At 63.9% G+C, this 15,587-nt stretch carries 15 protein-coding genes and 1 tRNA gene; 12 read left to right on the forward strand and 4 right to left on the reverse strand.

Translation table 11 applies throughout. The features are described 5' to 3' along the window. The first annotated feature begins 39 nt into the window (after nucleotides 1-39). The gene (locus tag HMPREF0307_RS04660; protein WP_066488255.1) at nucleotides 40-1,404 is read left to right on the forward strand and encodes a citrate:proton symporter; all 1,365 of its coding nucleotides are present in this window, start codon (nucleotides 40-42) and stop codon (nucleotides 1,402-1,404) included. Between the two features lie 88 nt (nucleotides 1,405-1,492). On the opposite strand, the gene HMPREF0307_RS12870 is transcribed toward HMPREF0307_RS04660, so the two are convergent. Both HMPREF0307_RS12870 and HMPREF0307_RS04670 read right to left on the reverse strand, forming a co-directional pair. Next, complete coding sequence (locus HMPREF0307_RS12870; RefSeq protein WP_141759207.1) at nucleotides 1,493-1,777, reverse strand: hypothetical protein; 285 nt, start codon at nucleotides 1,775-1,777, stop codon at nucleotides 1,493-1,495. Between the two features lie 518 nt (nucleotides 1,778-2,295). Then, a tRNA-Leu gene (locus HMPREF0307_RS04670) sits at nucleotides 2,296-2,381 on the reverse strand. Between the two features lie 293 nt (nucleotides 2,382-2,674). On the opposite strand from HMPREF0307_RS04670, the gene HMPREF0307_RS04675 reads away from it, so the two are divergent. Then, on the forward strand, nucleotides 2,675-3,226 hold the full coding sequence (locus HMPREF0307_RS04675; RefSeq protein WP_066488261.1) for a YbhB/YbcL family Raf kinase inhibitor-like protein: 552 nt from the start codon (nucleotides 2,675-2,677) through the stop codon (nucleotides 3,224-3,226). Between the two features lies 1 nt (nucleotide 3,227). Further along, nucleotides 3,228-3,617, forward strand: coding sequence for a hypothetical protein (locus HMPREF0307_RS04680; RefSeq protein ID WP_066488266.1), 390 nt, complete (start codon nucleotides 3,228-3,230; stop codon nucleotides 3,615-3,617). Between the two features lie 66 nt (nucleotides 3,618-3,683). Here HMPREF0307_RS04680 and HMPREF0307_RS04685 read toward each other — a convergent pair whose 3' ends face one another. Both HMPREF0307_RS04685 and HMPREF0307_RS04690 read right to left on the reverse strand, forming a co-directional pair. Further along, a complete protein-coding gene (locus tag HMPREF0307_RS04685) occupies nucleotides 3,684-4,796 on the reverse strand; it encodes a quinone-dependent dihydroorotate dehydrogenase (protein WP_066488268.1) in 1,113 nt (370 codons plus the stop codon). Nucleotides 4,797-4,814: 18 nt separating this feature from the next. Continuing rightward, nucleotides 4,815-5,873 (reverse strand): WD40 repeat domain-containing protein, encoded by a 1,059-nt coding sequence (locus tag HMPREF0307_RS04690; RefSeq protein WP_231725055.1) that lies wholly within the window; start codon nucleotides 5,871-5,873, stop codon nucleotides 4,815-4,817. A 103-nt stretch (nucleotides 5,874-5,976) separates the two neighbouring features. Between HMPREF0307_RS04690 and HMPREF0307_RS04695 the strand changes: the two genes are divergently transcribed. The 9 genes from HMPREF0307_RS04695 to HMPREF0307_RS04735 all read left to right on the forward strand — a co-directional run bounded on the left by HMPREF0307_RS04695 (nucleotide 5,977) and on the right by HMPREF0307_RS04735 (nucleotide 15,368). Further along, nucleotides 5,977-6,804 (forward strand): undecaprenyl-diphosphate phosphatase, encoded by an 828-nt coding sequence (locus HMPREF0307_RS04695; protein WP_141629080.1) that lies wholly within the window; start codon nucleotides 5,977-5,979, stop codon nucleotides 6,802-6,804. Between the two features lie 35 nt (nucleotides 6,805-6,839). After that, complete coding sequence (mshC, locus tag HMPREF0307_RS04700) at nucleotides 6,840-8,078, forward strand: cysteine--1-D-myo-inosityl 2-amino-2-deoxy-alpha-D-glucopyranoside ligase (RefSeq protein WP_066488283.1); 1,239 nt, start codon at nucleotides 6,840-6,842, stop codon at nucleotides 8,076-8,078. A gap of 24 nt (nucleotides 8,079-8,102) precedes the next feature. Next, complete coding sequence (locus tag HMPREF0307_RS04705) at nucleotides 8,103-8,483, forward strand: hypothetical protein (protein ID WP_066488319.1); 381 nt, start codon at nucleotides 8,103-8,105, stop codon at nucleotides 8,481-8,483. Further along, the gene (locus tag HMPREF0307_RS04710) at nucleotides 8,483-9,187 is read left to right on the forward strand and encodes an HAD family hydrolase (protein WP_066488285.1); all 705 of its coding nucleotides are present in this window, start codon (nucleotides 8,483-8,485) and stop codon (nucleotides 9,185-9,187) included. Before HMPREF0307_RS04705 ends, HMPREF0307_RS04710 begins: the two co-directional genes overlap by 1 nt. A gap of 72 nt (nucleotides 9,188-9,259) precedes the next feature. Then, on the forward strand, nucleotides 9,260-9,523 hold the full coding sequence (locus HMPREF0307_RS04715; RefSeq protein ID WP_066488287.1) for a phosphoribosyl-ATP diphosphatase: 264 nt from the start codon (nucleotides 9,260-9,262) through the stop codon (nucleotides 9,521-9,523). A 39-nt stretch (nucleotides 9,524-9,562) separates the two neighbouring features. Then, on the forward strand, nucleotides 9,563-10,408 hold the full coding sequence (gene hisG, locus HMPREF0307_RS04720) for an ATP phosphoribosyltransferase (RefSeq protein WP_066488292.1): 846 nt from the start codon (nucleotides 9,563-9,565) through the stop codon (nucleotides 10,406-10,408). A 117-nt stretch (nucleotides 10,409-10,525) separates the two neighbouring features. Then, the gene (gene aspA, locus HMPREF0307_RS04725) at nucleotides 10,526-12,088 is read left to right on the forward strand and encodes an aspartate ammonia-lyase (protein WP_066488295.1); all 1,563 of its coding nucleotides are present in this window, start codon (nucleotides 10,526-10,528) and stop codon (nucleotides 12,086-12,088) included. Nucleotides 12,089-12,288: 200 nt separating this feature from the next. After that, entirely contained in the window at nucleotides 12,289-13,593 is a 1,305-nt protein-coding gene (locus HMPREF0307_RS04730; protein WP_066488296.1) for an anaerobic C4-dicarboxylate transporter, read from the forward strand. 104 nt (nucleotides 13,594-13,697) lie between these two features. Beyond that, nucleotides 13,698-15,368 (forward strand): formate--tetrahydrofolate ligase, encoded by a 1,671-nt coding sequence (locus tag HMPREF0307_RS04735; protein ID WP_066488298.1) that lies wholly within the window; start codon nucleotides 13,698-13,700, stop codon nucleotides 15,366-15,368. The last annotated feature ends 219 nt before the right edge of the window (nucleotides 15,369-15,587 follow it).

Below are 15,587 nucleotides of genomic sequence, written 5' to 3' on the forward strand. Positions count from 1 at the left end.
TCGATCAAGGTCGCCCAGCGACCGAGAAGGACGTTGAGCATGCAAACTTCACTCGGCCTCACCCTCATGGGCCTCGTGATTATCTTCCTTACGGTGGGAATCCTAATCCGCGGTAAGACGAACCCTATTGTTCCCATGACGCTTGTGCCGGTGGCTGGCGCGCTCCTGTGCGGCTACGGGCTGGGGGAGATCTCTGACTTCTTTAGCTCAGGTCTCGAATCCGTGATGAACGTCGTGGTGATGTTCATCTTCGCCATCATCTTCTTTGGCATCCTCCAAGACGTGGGTCTGTTTGTGCCGGTCATCCGGGCGCTCATCCGGGCGACGCGAGGCAACGTCATTGCGGTCACCATGGGTACGGCCGCCATTGCCATCGTGGCGCACCTCGACGGCTCCGGCTCGACGACGTTCCTGCTCACCATTCCCGCGCTGCTGCCGCTCTACAAGGCGCTTCGTATGTCGCGCTACATCCTCATTACAATCGTCGCCCTGTCGGCGTCCGTGATGAATATGCTGCCTTGGGGCGGCCCGCTCGGCCGTGCAGGCGCCGTCGTGGCCCAGGAACCCAATGACATCTGGGTCCACCTCCTTCCCATCCAGGGTGTCGCCGTCGTCATGGTCCTCCTCGTCGCCGCGGCCCTGGGCCTGCGCGAGCGGCGTCGTCTCGCGCGTCTGCGTGCCTCGGGTGAGTTCGAAGGCGACACTAACGTCGATGTCGAGCAGATTGCGCAGGCCTTCGCTGCGCAGCAGGCCGCCGATAAGGAGGCGCTCGGATTCCGTCACCGCACCGGCCGATGGGTCACCATCGTCAATATCGTGGTCGCACTGCTCATCCTCGTGGCGCTGCTCTCCGGCCTCATGCCGCCAGCCCCGGCGTTCCTCATCGGCACGACCATCGCACTCATCGTCAATTTCGAGGGCGCCTCCGAGCAAAGCGATGCGCTCCGTCGCCACGCCCCGAATGCGCTCGCCATGGCCGGGGTCATCCTCGCTGCCGCCATGTTCCTCGGCGTCCTCAACGAAACCGGCATGCTCGAGGAAATCGCGCTCACGCTCGTCAACATCCTCCCGGAGGAAGTCGGTCCGTACCTCCACGTCATCATCGGCGTCTTCGGCGTGCCGCTCGATCTCCTCACGTCGACGGATGCGTACTACTTCTCCGTGCTGCCCATCATTCAGGGCACCGTGGAAACGTACGGCATCACGGGCATGGGTGCCGCGTCGGCGCTCATCATCGGCAACGTCATTGGCACGTTCGTCTCGCCGTTCTCGCCGGCTCTGTGGCTCGCCCTTGGCCTCGCGGGGGCAAACATGGGCAAGTACCTCAAGATTGGCTTCCCGCTCGCGTGGGGCTTCTCCGTGGTCCTCGTCCTCGTCGCATTTTTGACGGGCATGCTGATGTAACAGCCGTCGCCCTTCTCCCAAGCCCGCCGTGCGCACGCTGTGCGCCGGCGGGTTTGGTGATCATCGCGCCTAAGCATCGGAGCCGTTCTTAACGGAGACCTGGGGTTTCTTCGCGCGATATAGCGGGCACAACCTGCAGAAATATCCAGGCGTAGGCCAAGGTTATTGCACCCATGCACAAGCCCACTGCGGCATGCGTCGTGGCAGGATCGGCGCCCGTGCTTATCTGCCACATACCCGCCGCACCGGCGACCGAGCCGAATGCGGCGGTGATGATATGCACGACGGAACGAGTCGCCGGCGACAAACAAAATAGTAGAAAGTGAAGGCCGACGATAACGGCGATGGCAGGCTGTATCAGATCGACGTTCATGCTACGGAGGAGATAGACCGCGCCCCATATCACGAGAAATTCAACGCAGAACGCCACGGACACTATCCGGTTGGTCGCACGCCGTTCAGCGTGGTCTGCGGCACCTACAGGGTTTGTGGCCAGGGTTACCCGTTGGCGCCGGCGATGTAGGCGCAGGACGATTAATACAGCAGCGGCAATGAGTTCTAGCACTGCTAAGGCGGTGCCTACTGGATAGAGTCCTAGCGGCCAATGGACCCACAGGAAAGTGAATCCAATCATTATCCAGAATCCTAGGGTGCGCGAGTCCACGAGAGCAGTCCCTCCTTATCGAGGCGCAGGGAAAACGGGGCGGCCCCGGTGAGCAACAAAGACTAGGACACCAGGTCGTAGACGGGGCCAAGCCCGCGCAGTATCACTTTTGTGGAGAGCATATACGTCAACGGCAAGCGCGCCGCGACAATCGAAGACGACAGGGGAGTAAGGAGGGTACGGGAAAACCACGAAAGGCTCCGGAGTAATCCGGAGCCTTTGCTCTGTGCCCGAGGGGGGACTTGAACCCCCACGTCCGTTAATAGGACACTAGCACCTCAAGCTAGCGCGTCTGCCATTCCGCCACCCGGGCTGGGTGCTTCGGCCTTTCGGCCTGGCTTGTGCTTTCAACCTCTCGGCTGGGCACTCGTAAAATATAGCCCGATTCAGAGCATGAGCACAAATCGGCAGGTCATTGACTATTTCTACGTACTTTAGGAGTGATTCTTGCGGCTTAGAACTTACAACGCTGCAACTTTGCCCACTGCGCGTGGGGAAATCGGCATTCCTGCGGCGGCCTGTGGGCCGGATTGTGCTCGAAAACGGCGCAGAATGTGGCGGGCCAATCTCCAGCACATATGGTGTGACATGAGGTACAAAGGAAGCATGATTTCTTACGCTGATGATCCCCGTTTCCCCGGACCCGACCCGTACGCCCCATTGCGCGATGTGCCGTCGTTCGAGTTGACCTCAGCGGACATCGAAGACGGCGCGGAGATTGCAGAGCGCTTCCGCGCTCCGGAGTCCGTCTCGCCCCAGCTGGCCTGGTCTGGTCTGCCAGAGGGCACTAAGTCCCTCGCCGTCACGTGCTACGACCCGGATGCGCCCACCGCGTCGGGCTTCTGGCATTGGGCAGCCTTCAACATTCCTGCCAACGTCACGGAGCTGCCCACAGGCGCAGGCGCCGCAGAAGACCTCGGCCTGGGCGGTGACGTGGTGAGCCTGCGCAACGACTCGGGCGCGCGCACCTACTACGGTCCCAACCCGCCAGCCGGCCATACGCCGCACCGTTACCTCTACGTCGTCCACGCCGTCGACGTGGAAAAGCTCGACATCGACCCGGATTCCACGGCCACCGTGCTTGGCTTTAATCTGCATTTCCACGCGCTCGGCCGCGCCATTCTCTGGGGCTGGTACGAGACCGTTGAGGAGGCCTGATATGGCCAAGACCATGCCCGGCACGGCGCCGGTGCCCGTGGCGCTGCGCGTCGGTGGCGCGTTCATGGCGCTTGCACTCGTCCTGCTGCTCTTTGGCGTGCTCTCGCTCGTCTCAGACGGTTGGATGGTGCCCTACGGTGTTTCGCCCCGTTTCTTGCTCATCGTCGCCGCAGCGGCGCTTGCAGGCGCCTTCGTGACTACGAGCACGGAACACTGCGGCTCGCCGGCCCAAGTTATCGGTTTGGTCGCCGCGCTGGCGCTCGTCATCGCCAGCCGCTTCGTGAGCGCCCAGGCCATCGGCCACATGGCGCAATACTGGCTGTTCCTCTATGCCGTAGCCGCTCTCCTGTGCGCGCTCGTCATCCGACGCTCGCTTATTCCTAAGGACTAGGAGAAAAAGCCACACGCCCCCGCGTCTTCCAACGAAGACGCGGGGGCGTTGCGTGCGCGTGGGGCCTTAGGCCTTCCAGGGGAGGCCAGAGCCGACGGCATCGGAAAGCGAGGCAAGGCCATGCGCGCGGACCTGGGCGGCGAGGCCAAGGTGGATGTCGCGGATCCAATCCGGGCCGCCATAGATGAGCGGCGTGTAGCCCTGCAGGAGCGAGGCGCCGGAGGTAATGCGCTCCCACGCCTGCTCCGGGGTGGAGATACCGCCCACGGCGATAAGGGCCAGCTTGTCACCCACGCGGGCGTGGAGACGGCGCAGGACCTCCAGCGCGCGGGCGGCGACGGGCGCGCCGGAGATGCCGCCGGCGCCCATGGCCTCGACCTCTTCGCGCGGAGTCTGCAGGCCCTCGCGCGAGATGGTGGTGTTGGTGGCGACAATGCCAGCCAGACCGAGGTCGACGGCGAGGTCGGCCACGGCGTCGACATCTTCATCGGAGAGATCCGGGGCGATCTTGACGAGGACCGGGACCTTCGTGGATTCCTGGACAGCGACGAGGATGGGGCGCAGGGATTCGACGGCCTGGAGGTCGCGTAGGCCCGGGGTGTTGGGGGAGGAGACGTTCACCACGAGGTAGTCCGCGAGGTCGCCTAAGACGGAGGCGGACTGGCGGTAGTTGGCGACGGCCTCCTCGGCAGGCACCACCTTGTTCTTGCCGATGTTGATGCCGATGACGTCGCTGTAGCGGCGCGCGCGGAGGTTCTGCGCGACCTTGGAGGCGCCGTCATTGTTAAACCCCATGCGGTTGAGGATGGCCTTGTCTGCGGGCAGACGGAACAGGCGCGGGGCTGGGTTGCCCGGCTGCGGCATGGCGGTGACGGTGCCGAGCTCGGCGTAGCCGAAGCCCACGGAGGTCCAGGCATCCGGCGCGGAGCCGTTCTTGTCGAAGCCGGCGGCCAGGCCCAGGGGACGCGGGAAGTGGACGCCGAAGACGTCCTGAGCGAGGACCGGGTCGTCGACAGCGAGTGCCTTGCCCAGGGCGCGGTTGACGGGGCCTAGCTTCTGCAGCCCGGCGAGGCCCTGGGAAATGATGGTGTGAATGCGCTCGGGCGAGAACTGGAACATGCCCTTGAGCGCGACGTGGTAGGCCTTGATGCGAAGGTCGTGGAAGCGGGAGGAGGTCATCGGAGAATCCTTAAGGGTTTAGGCGTCGAGCTTGGGGTCGGAGACGATTTGAAGGCCAGCGCCGGTGGCGGAGCCAAAGACCGCGATGCCGTCCTCGGTGACGGCCATGTGTTGGGCGTCGGCAACAGTGTCGACCTGTCCCTGGGGCTCGGGGACACCAGAAGCGATGCGGAAGGCCTGCGCCTTATTGTTGTCCGTCGTCGTGACCCACGCGAGCTGACGGCTGTCGTCCCAAGCGGTGGCCCACGGCATGCCGTCGGTGTTGCCAAACTGGTGGAGACGAATGACGTCCTCGGAGGTGTAGATGGCCACGCGCTTGCCCTCGGTGTCCGCGGCGACGAGGACGCCATGGTTGCCGGAAGAGATAAGGCCCACGCCTTGGCCGACGCGCAGGCGGCCGCCCTCGCGGGAGTTCTCCCAGTCGAGGTTCTGGATGGTGGTGTCAGCGCGCCAGACGCGCACGACGTTGTCAGTGCCGTCCTGGTTGCGCACGGCCACGAGCTGGTCGGTGGGGGCCTGGACCGAGAAGTCGTCAATGCGCTTATCGTCCTTGTAGACGGCGACCTCGCTCGCCTCGTGAGAAGAAACGAAGAGCTCGCCGGAGGAGGTGAGCGCTGCGGCGGTCACGGGGTAGGCTTCCTCGGTATTGACCATGCGTTTCTGGGTGGGGTCCGCGGCGTCGAAAATGCGCACGCGGTTGCCGCACGCGAGAACGAATTCGGTGTCGGTCGGCGTGAGGTCGCCGCACTGTGTGTCGACGTCGATGGCCGTGGCTTTCTTCGCCGTGAAATCGGCGGGGGGGCCGATGGTGAGCGTGTCCGGGGTGCGCACGGCGATATACTCACCGGCGGCCTCAATGTCCGTGATATCACCAAAGTCGATGACGTCGCCTGCGGGGTGAGCATCCTTCGGGGAGGGGGCAGGCGAGGCGTCGCCCATCTCCTCTACGTTGTCGTCTGCGGTCGTATTCGGCATGTCCGAGCACCCGGCCACCGCAGCGCCAGCCAGGCCCACAGCGAGGGCGGTGGCGGCGAACCGGCGGGCGGCAGGAGCGGACTTCTTCATCACTACAGTCACGTCGGGTTAGTCTAGCAGCGCAACCCCGCGTGGCAGAGCACCTCACATACAGAAAAGCCGGGTAGGGTGTCCTGTCGTGATTGAAGCAACCGCCGCCAGCGACATGTCCTGGCTCCAAGTCATTGTTCTCTCCGTCGTGCAGGGCCTCACCGAGTTTTTGCCGGTGAGCTCCTCGGGCCACCTGCGCATCGTCTCCACACTTTTCTGGGGCGAAGACGCTGGCGCGTCTTTTACCGCCGTCATCCAGCTCGGCACAGAGGCCGCCGTGCTCGTCTTCTTCGCGAAGATGATCTGGCAAATCCTCACCGGCTGGTTCCGTGGACTGTTCAATAAGGAGCAGCGCGGCCAGGATTACCGGATGGGCTGGATGGTCATCGCGGGTTCCATCCCAATCGGCATCATTGGCGTGCTCGCCAAGGACATCATCCGCGAGAACCTCCGCAACCTGTGGATCACTGCCGCGATGCTCATCGCGTTCTCCTTCGTCTTCATCATCGCGGAACGCACCTCCAAGAAAACGCGCGGCTTCGAGGACCTCACGATGAAAGACGCCCTCGTCATGGGTCTGTGCCAGTGCCTCGCGCTCATCCCGGGCGTCTCGCGCTCCGGCGGCACCATCTCCGGCGGCCTCTTCCTCGGCCTCGACCGCGAGGTCGCCACGCGCTTTTCCTTCCTGCTCGCCATCCCGGCCGTGCTGGCCTCGGGACTCTTCTCGCTGCCGGACGCGTTTGACCCGGCGGCGGGACAGGCGGCATCGGGAGCCCAGCTGCTCGTGGGCACGCTCATCGCGTTCGTCATCGGCTACGCGTCGATTGCCTGGCTGCTCAAGTTCGTGGGCAACCACTCCTTCGAGTGGTTCGCGGCTTATCGCATCCCGGTGGGCATCCTCGTGATGATCCTGCTGGCCCTGGGCGTGCTGCAGCCCTTCTAGAAACGTTTAAAGCTTAAAGCGATAGGATAGTCACCATGCATTCTTGGCCCGTACCCGAATTCACCACGCTGCCGGGCACTCCGCAGCAGCTCCACCTCTATGACACCGCGAACCGCACCATTGCACCGGTGGAGGTCGAGGGTGATACCGCCGGCATGTATGTCTGCGGCATCACGCCCTATGACTCGACGCACCTGGGGCACGCGGCCACGTACCTCACGTTCGACCTCATCTACCGACAGCTGCTCGACAACGGTCACAAGGTCCACTATGTCCAGAACATCACGGACGTCGATGACCCTCTCTTCGAGCGCGCCGAGCGTGACGGCGTGGACTGGCGTGAGCTGGGCACCTCCCAGATCAACCTCTTCCGTAACGACATGGAGCTGCTCTCGGTCTTTCCGCCGCAGGACTACATCGGTGCGATGGAGGCCATCGACGAGGTCATCGACATGGTTCAAAAGCTCCTCGACAACGGCGCGGCCTATGTCGTGGACGACGCGGAGTTCCCAGACGTCTACGCATCCATCGACGCCACCGCGAACTTCGGCTACGAGTCGAACTACTCGCGCGAGCAGATGATGGAGTTCTTCCGCGAGCGCGGCGGCGACCCGGACCGCGCAGGCAAGCACGACCCCCTCGACGCGCTGGTGTGGCGCGCCCGCCGCGAGGGCGAGCCGTCCTGGGACTCGCCGTTCGGTCCGGGCCGCCCGGGCTGGCACATCGAGTGCTCCGCCATCGCCACCAATCGCCTGGGCAAGAACTTCACCGTCCAGGGCGGCGGCAGCGACCTCATCTTCCCGCACCACGAGTTCTCCGCCGCGCATGCGGAGGCCGCCCTGCACTCCGAGCGCATGGCCGACTTCTACGTGCACACCGGCATGATCGGCCTCGACGGCACAAAGATGTCCAAGTCCCTGGGCAACCTCGTCTTCGTCCACAAGCTGGTGGAGGCCGGCCACGACCCCTCGGCCATCCGCCTCGGCGTCTTCGCGGGCCACTACCGCACGGAGCGCGACTGGTCAGACGGCGTCCTCACGGACGCCGCGGACCGCTTGACCAACTGGCGCGAGGCCCTCAACCACCCAGGCTCACGCGAGCTTGCCGATGCCCTCGTCGCGACGTTGCGTGAGCATCTCGCCGCCGATCTGGACACGCCGGGCGCTCTGGCCGCGGTGGACGAGTGGGCATCGGCAAGCCGGGGCTCCGATGAGGAGACCGCGGGCGAGCTGGTATGCGCGGCACTTAATTCGCTCCTCGGCGTGCGGGTGTAAGAAAAATAGGGGACAATGGCGCTCATGAGCATTCGCGCCGACTTCCAATCCACCGTCGACGAATTCATCGCCGACCTCACGTCCTTCGCTACTGGCTCGTACCTCAAGGAGGACGAGAAGGAATTCTGGGACCAGCCCTTTGACCCGGCGGTACTGCCGCAGCTGCGCAGCCTCCTCGAAGGCTTCCTGGACAACCTCGACAAGGTGCCGGATGACCCGGATGGGGAGACCATCGCCGCCGTCGCGGTGCCCTTCGTTGAGTCGCTGGAGTCCTTCAACGCGGCCCACGCGGGCGCGGTCATCGAGCCGGAGGAGAAGGAAGACCTCGCGGCCTTTATGCATGACGCAGCCGCGGCCACTGGCGCGGACGACGAGGCGCTGCGCGCGCTGCCCGAGCTCGACTAATGGGGCGGCCGCAGGCAATCTTCTGGGACATGGATGGCACCCTCACGGACTCTGAGCCGCTGTGGGAGAAAGCCACGTACCGCATGGCCGCGTTGCTCGGCCGAGAACTCACGCCCGAGGTGCGCGAACGCACCGTGGGCGCAAGTTTCCCCAACACTTTCCGCATCTGCTGCGAATGGGCCGGTTTTACGCCCGCGCACGGCGACTATGAGCGTTACCGCGACGACTCTTTCGAGTATGTCGCCTCGCTGTATCAGTCCCAGGACACCGTGTTTCCCGGCGTTCGCGCGCTACTGTCTGAACTGCAGGCGGACGGCGTGCCCATGTTCGTGACCACGAATACGGAACGCGCCGTGGCTATCGACGTCGTCGAGTCCATCGGGCGGTCCTACTTCGTCGACGTCATCTGCGGAGACGACGTGCCCGTGGGCAAGCCAGACCCGGCGATGTACCTCGAGGCAGCACGCCGCGCTGGCGCCCCTCCCGCGGACTGTCTCGTGCTCGAGGATTCCGCGACGGGCATGCGTGCTGCCGTCGACGCGGGGTGCCGCACGATCGGCCTGCCGCTCGATTACACGGTCACTGTGCCAGCGGCGGCCGTGCCTATCGCAACGCTCCGCGGGGACGACCCGCGCGCTCGTCACCTCGACGGAGTGGCGGCGGCGGATCTCTACCGCTGGTTTGCGCAGCTGCCCACGCCATAGTTTTTGGTAGACCAAAAGAAATACGGGGGCAATCACTGCGGGCCCAGTGTGGGGGTGCAATAATGAGGCACTATGAAGAATTTTGATGAGCTTTTTGCCGAAATTTCCGCCAAGGCCGCCGCGCATGAGGCTGGCTCAGGCACCGTGGACGCCCTCGACAAGGGCGCCCATTTCATTGGCAAGAAGATCATCGAGGAGGCTGGCGAAGTCTGGATCGCCTCCGAGTACCAGTCCGACGCCGAGCTCGCGGAAGAAATGTCGCAACTCATGTACTGGACCCAGGTCATGATGGTCAAGCGCGGTCTCACCCCCGACGACATCTACAAGTATCTCTAGTACAAGCATTTCTAGAACCACAGGGGAGTTCATCCAACCATGATTAAAGTCGCCGTCCCCAACAAGGGATCACTGTCTGAAGCCGCCACATCTATCCTCGCCGAAGCTGGCTACAAGGGCCGCGGCATGAACAAGGTCCTCAACATCGTCGATGACGTCAACGATGTGGAGTTCTTCTTCCTGCGTCCCAAGGACATCGCCATCTACGTCGCCTCCGGCGTGCTCGATTTGGGTATCACCGGACGCGACCTCGCCGCCGACTCGCGCGCCGACGTCCAGGAAATCCTCGACCTCGGATTCGGCTCGTCCACCTTCCGCTATGCCAGTGTCGCTGGTGAGGACTGGAGCATTGACAAGCTTGAGGGCAAGCGTATCGCCACGTCGTATCCGAATATCGTCCGTCAGGACCTGAAAGATCGCGGGCTCAACGCCGAGGTCATCCGTCTGGACGGCGCGGTGGAGATTTCCATCCGCTTGGGCGTCGCGGACGCCATCGCCGATGTCGTCTCCACCGGCACGACGCTGCGCCAACAAGGTTTGGCCCCTTTCGGCGATCCCATCGTCACCTCCGAGGCCATCGTTATAAAGCGCTCGGGCGTTGAGGTCACTGCCGAGGAGCGGGTCGTGTTGGGCCGTATCCAGGGTATTCTCCACGCCCGCAACTACCTCATGCTCGACTACAACGTGGCGCAGGACAACCTCGCCGCCGCGGCGGCCGTCACGCCGGGCCTTACCGGCCCCACGGTCTCGCCGCTCAATCGCGAGAACTGGGTAGCGGTGCGCGCCATGGTGCCCAAGCGCGAAGCCAACCAGATTATGGATATGTTGGCCGCCCTCGGCGCCGAGGCCATCCTCGCGTCCGACTTGCGGATTGCGCGAATTTAAACCCCATATCCGGGGGGTAATCCGGCCATCGCGGCCTAGGTCTGCGCGAATAGCACTACGATGGTGGGGGTTGTAAAACACTTACCCACCCTCGAGTACTAGGAGTTGTAGACCAAAATGGCTAAAACCTCCAAGAAGGCCGAAGAGACCACCGCGAAAGTCGAAGCAACGGCTGCTGACACGGCCAAGAAAGCTGATGTGACGACCCCGGCTCCTGAGGCCGCCAAGGAAGAGAAGTCGGCGAAGAAGTCTGCCTCGAAGAAAACCCGCACCGAGACCGACCTGCTCGGCGACATGGAAGTTCCGGCTGACGCGTACTACGGCGTCCACACGCTGCGCGCCATGGAGAACTTCCAGATTTCCTACGTCACCATCAACACCATCCCGGACTTCATCCGCGGCATGGTGCAGGTGAAGAAGGCCACCGCAATGGCCAATCGCCGCCTCCACGTCCTCCCCAAGAAGAAGGCCGAGGCCATCATCTGGGCCTGCGACCAGATCCTCGAAGAAGGTCGCTGCATGGACCAGTTCCCGCTCGACGTCTTCCAGGGCGGCGCGGGCACCTCGCTCAACATGAACACGAACGAGGTGGTGGCAAACCTCGCGCTCGAGCACCTCGGCGAGGAGAAGGGCCGCTACGACATCATCAACCCCAACGATGACGTCAACATGTCCCAGTCCACGAACGACGCATACCCGACCGGTTTCCGCCTCGGCGTCTACTCCTCGCTGGATAACCTCATCGAGCGCATCGACGCCCTGCAGCAGGCCTTCAACGACAAGGGCAACGAGTTCCAGGACATCCTCAAGATGGGCCGCACCCAGCTGCAGGACGCCGTGCCCATGACGCTCGGCGACGAATTCAAGGCCTTCGCGCACAACCTGGCCGAGGAGCAAAGCGTGCTCCGCGATGCGCAGGCACGCCTGCTGGAGATCAACCTGGGCGCCACTGCCATCGGTACCGGCGTCAACACCCCGGCCGGCTACCGCAGCCAGGTCACCGCGGCGCTCGCCGAGGTCACTGGCCTCGAGATCAAGACCGCCCGCGATCTCATCGAGGCTACCTCGGACTGCGGCGCCTACGTGCTCGTCCACTCCGTCATCAAGCGCGCGGCCATGAAGCTGTCCAAGATCTGCAACGACCTGCGTCTGCTTGCCTCCGGCCCGCGCGCTGGCCTCGCCGAGATCAACCTGCCGCCGCGTCAGGCCGGTTCCTCCATCATGCCGGGTAAGGTCAACCCGGTGATCCCGGAGGTCGTCAACCAGGTCTGCTTCAAGATTTTCGGCAACGACCACGTCGTCACCATGGCCGCCGAGGCCGGCCAGCTCCAGCTCAACGTCATGGAGCCGGTCATCGGCGAGGCGCTCTTCCAGTCCATCCGCATCATGGGCAACGCCGTCGACACGCTCCGCGAGAAGTGCGTCACCGGCATCACCGCCAACGCCGATGTCTGCCGCGCCTACGTGGAAAACTCCATCGGTATCGTCACGTACCTCAACCCGTTCATCGGCCACCATAATGGCGACATGATCGCCAAGGAGTCGCTAAAGACCGGCAAGGGTGTGCGCGACCTCATCCTGGAGAAGGGCTTGCTCGACGAGGCCACGCTCGACAAGGTCCTGTCCGTCGAGAACCTCATGCACCCGGAGTTCCGCGGTCAGTTCTACATCGACGACTAAACCGCCCGTACTCCGCACACGCCCCGTCCGCGCCGCACCCTGGCGCCGGCGGGGCGTTGCGCGTGTGGGAAACAACACAAACGGGCCCAAATCGTGTCCGAAAGTATTCTATTCAGTCGCCGCGGTGGAAGAATAGGGGATAAGCGCGGCCCACGGAAGCCGCCATCCACCACTCACTTCTTTCTTTGAGAGGACTTCTCGTGGTTATTGTTCACATCCTCATCGTCCTCGCGGCGATCGTCCTGGGCGCCCGCCTCGGCTCCATCGGCATCGGCATGGCCGGCGGCCTGGGCGTCCTGCTCCTCGGCGCCACCGGCATCCCAGTTACGCGCGAGGATATCCCGTTCGACGTCATCGGCATCATCATGACCGTCATCGCCGCCATCGCCGCTATGCAGCGCGCGGGCGGCATGGACTACCTCGTCCACATCGCCGAACGTTTCCTACGTAAATCCCCGAAGCGCGTGACCTACTACGCGCCTATCGTCACCTGGCTCATGACGGTGCTCGCCGGCACCGGCCACACGGCGTTCTCCACGCTCCCCGTCATCGTCGAGGTCGCCAAGGAAGGCAACGTCCGCCCGTCGCGTCCGCTGTCCATCGCCGTGGTCGCCTCCCAGATGGCCATCGTGGCCTCGCCGATTTCGGCGGCCGTGGTCTTTATGGCCAGCGCCGTCGAGCCGCTCGGCGTGGGCTACCTCCAGCTCCTCGCCGTCGTCATCCCCGCGACCTTCCTGTCCATCTTCCCAGCGGCGTGGCTTGCCAACCGCATGGGCGCCGAGCTTGCCGATGACCCCGTCTACCAGGAGCGCATGACCGCCGGCCTCGTCAAAAAGTCGGAGGCATCGACCTACGTCCCGACCAAGGAAGCCAAGACCTCGGTGTGGATCTTCCTCGTTGCCATCCTCGTCGTCATGGCATGGGCCACGCTTACCTCGGACCAGCTGGGGCTTATCTCGGACCCGACACTGCCGCGTAACGAAGCGATTATGACCATCATGCTCACCGCTGCGACGGTCATCTTGCTCATCACGAAGGTCCCGGCCGTGGACGTCCTCAACACTCCGGTGTTCAAGTCCGGCATGTCCGCGTCCATCTGCGTGCTCGGTGTGGCGTGGCTCGGCACGACGCTCATTAACTACTACATGGAGGACATCAACTCCATCGCGGGTTCCACGCTGGAGACCTCGCCGTGGCTGCTCGCTGTCGTCCTCTTCTTCGCCGCGGCCCTGCTGTACTCGCAGGCTGCGACCGCGAAGGCCATCGTTCCGGCTGCTCTCGCGCTCGGCGTCTCTCCGCTGACCGCCGTCGCCGCGTTCCCGGCCGTCTCTGCGCTGTTTATCCTGCCGACCTACCCGACGCTGCTCGCGGCCGTCGAGATGGACGACACGGGCTCGACGCGCATCGGCAAGGCCGTGTTCAACCACCCGTTCCTCATTCCGGGCACAGTGTCCATCGTGGTCTCGGTTCTGCTCGGTTACGCCTTCGGCGCCGTGCTGCTCTAGTCGCCCCCGTTCGGGGCCGCGCGGGCATGAGAATCTCGTCTCATGCCCGCTTTTGCGTACCTGGACCCCACCGCGGCCCATGTGTGCTGGTTACTATTTAAGACATGACAACACAGCCATCCGACGTTGAAATCGCACAAGCACACCCACTCAAGCCGATTACGGAGATCGCCGCCACCGCTGGCATCCCCGACGCCGCACTCATTCCTTATGGCACCACCAAAGCCAAGGTCGACATCACCGCACTCGAGTGCGTCGAGCCCGCCGAGGGCAAGATCGTTCTCGTCACCGGCGTCTCGCCCACGCCGGCGGGCGAAGGCAAATCCACCGTGCTCATCGGGCTTGCCGATGCCTTCTCGCAGCTCGGCGAGCGCACCGTCGTCGCCCTGCGCGAGCCCTCCCAGGGCCCGGTCATGGGCATCAAGGGCGGCGCGGCCGGGGGCGGCTATTCGCAGATCGTCCCGATGGAGGACATCAACCTGCACTTCACCGGCGATTTCCACGCCATCTCGGCGGCGACGAACACGCTGGCGGCCATCATCGACAACCACATCCACCAGGGCAACGAGCTGAACATCGATCCGCGTAAGGTGACGTGGCAGCGCTGCATCGACGTCAACGACCGCGCGCTGCGTCATGTCGTCACGGGTCTGGGCGGCCCGACGCATGGCGTCCCGGCGGAGACCGGATTCACCATTACGGCGGCATCGGAAATCATGGCCATCCTGTGCTTGGCCACCTCGCTGAAGGATCTGAAGACGCGCCTGGGCGACATCACGGTCGGCTTCACCTACGACGGCGAGCCCGTCACCGCCCGCCAGCTGCAGGCAGAGGGCGCGCTCACCGCGCTCATGCGCGACGCGCTCAACCCGAACCTCGTCCAAACCCTCGGTGGCACCCCGGCCTTCGTCCACGGCGGCCCGTTCGCCAATATCGCGCACGGCTGCAACACGCTGCTGGCCACTCAGACCGCCCAGAAGTTCGGCGACGTCGTGCTCACCGAGGCTGGCTTCGGCGCGGACCTCGGCGGCGAGAAGTTCATGGACATCAAGTCGCGCTTCGGCCATCTCGACGTCGCGGGCGCCGTAGTCGTCGCGACTATCCGCTCCCAGAAGTACAACGGCGGGCAGGCTCGCGAGGATCTCACCACCGAAAATCTCGAGGCTCTCAAGGCCGGCGTCATCAACCTTGAGCGCCACGTGGAAAACATCCGCAAGTTCGGCGTCAAGCCGGTCGTGGCGCTCAACCTGTTCTGGTCCGACACCCAGGCCGAGCGCGACTTCATGCGCGAGTGGGCTAAGGGCTTCGACGTCGCGCTCGCCGAGTGCAGCGTCTGGTCGGACGGCGGCGCCGGAGCGCTCGATCTCGCGCAGACGGTCCGCGACAACTTTGTGAAGGGGGAGTCGAAGCAGCTCTACGATCCCGCAGCTGGCATCGAAGCCTCCATTGAGACCATCGCGCACGAGCTCTACCGCGCATCGTCGGTTGAGTATGGCCCCAAGGCGAAGAAGGACCTCCAGTACATCAAGGACAACGGCTGGGAGGAATTCCCCGTCGTCATCTCCAAGACGCAGTACTCATTCTCCGATGACCCGACTGCTCTCGGCGCACCCATGGGCCACACCCTCCACGTCCGCGAGCTGCTTCCGCGCACCGGCGCCGGCTTCATCGTGGCGCTCACGGGTGACGTCATGACTATGCCGGGCCTGCCCAAGGAGCCGGCCGCCAACCGCATCGACGTGGCACAGGACGGCACGATCTCCGGCCTGTTCTAAAACCACGACGTCTAGCCCCATCGGCGATGTCGATGGGGTTTTCGCGTGTGTTTCGTTAGCAGATGATGGGGTCGCCGTAGGCTGGCTGGAACCAGATGCGGCCTTGGTCGTCTTTCCAGTAGCTATCGCCGTCGGCCTTCTTCCCGTTGTGATACCTACACAGTGGCATCAAATTATCCAGGACGGAGAGCCCGCCTTTGTTGACGGCTACGATGTGAT

Origin of the sequence: Corynebacterium sp. DNF00584 (assembly GCF_001552965.1) — a bacterium.
Lineage (GTDB): Bacteria > Actinomycetota > Actinomycetes > Mycobacteriales > Mycobacteriaceae > Corynebacterium > Corynebacterium phoceense.

Bases quoted from the DNA above. Each gene is read 5' to 3' on its own strand.
- HMPREF0307_RS04660 (WP_066488255.1), top strand. From the start codon at position 40: ATGCAAACTTCACTCGGCCTCACCCTCATGGGCCTCGTGATTATCTTC.
- HMPREF0307_RS12870 (WP_141759207.1), bottom strand. From the start codon at position 1,777: ATGAACGTCGATCTGATACAGCCTGCCATCGCCGTTATCGTCGGCCTT.
- HMPREF0307_RS04675 (WP_066488261.1), top strand. From the start codon at position 2,675: ATGATTTCTTACGCTGATGATCCCCGTTTCCCCGGACCCGACCCGTAC.
- HMPREF0307_RS04680 (WP_066488266.1), top strand. From the start codon at position 3,228: ATGGCCAAGACCATGCCCGGCACGGCGCCGGTGCCCGTGGCGCTGCGC.
- HMPREF0307_RS04685 (WP_066488268.1), bottom strand. From the start codon at position 4,796: ATGACCTCCTCCCGCTTCCACGACCTTCGCATCAAGGCCTACCACGTC.
- HMPREF0307_RS04695 (WP_141629080.1), top strand. From the start codon at position 5,977: ATGTCCTGGCTCCAAGTCATTGTTCTCTCCGTCGTGCAGGGCCTCACC.
- mshC (WP_066488283.1), top strand. From the start codon at position 6,840: ATGCATTCTTGGCCCGTACCCGAATTCACCACGCTGCCGGGCACTCCG.
- HMPREF0307_RS04705 (WP_066488319.1), top strand. From the start codon at position 8,103: ATGAGCATTCGCGCCGACTTCCAATCCACCGTCGACGAATTCATCGCC.
- HMPREF0307_RS04710 (WP_066488285.1), top strand. From the start codon at position 8,483: ATGGGGCGGCCGCAGGCAATCTTCTGGGACATGGATGGCACCCTCACG.
- HMPREF0307_RS04715 (WP_066488287.1), top strand. From the start codon at position 9,260: ATGAAGAATTTTGATGAGCTTTTTGCCGAAATTTCCGCCAAGGCCGCC.
- hisG (WP_066488292.1), top strand. From the start codon at position 9,563: ATGATTAAAGTCGCCGTCCCCAACAAGGGATCACTGTCTGAAGCCGCC.
- aspA (WP_066488295.1), top strand. From the start codon at position 10,526: ATGGCTAAAACCTCCAAGAAGGCCGAAGAGACCACCGCGAAAGTCGAA.
- HMPREF0307_RS04735 (WP_066488298.1), top strand. From the start codon at position 13,698: ATGACAACACAGCCATCCGACGTTGAAATCGCACAAGCACACCCACTC.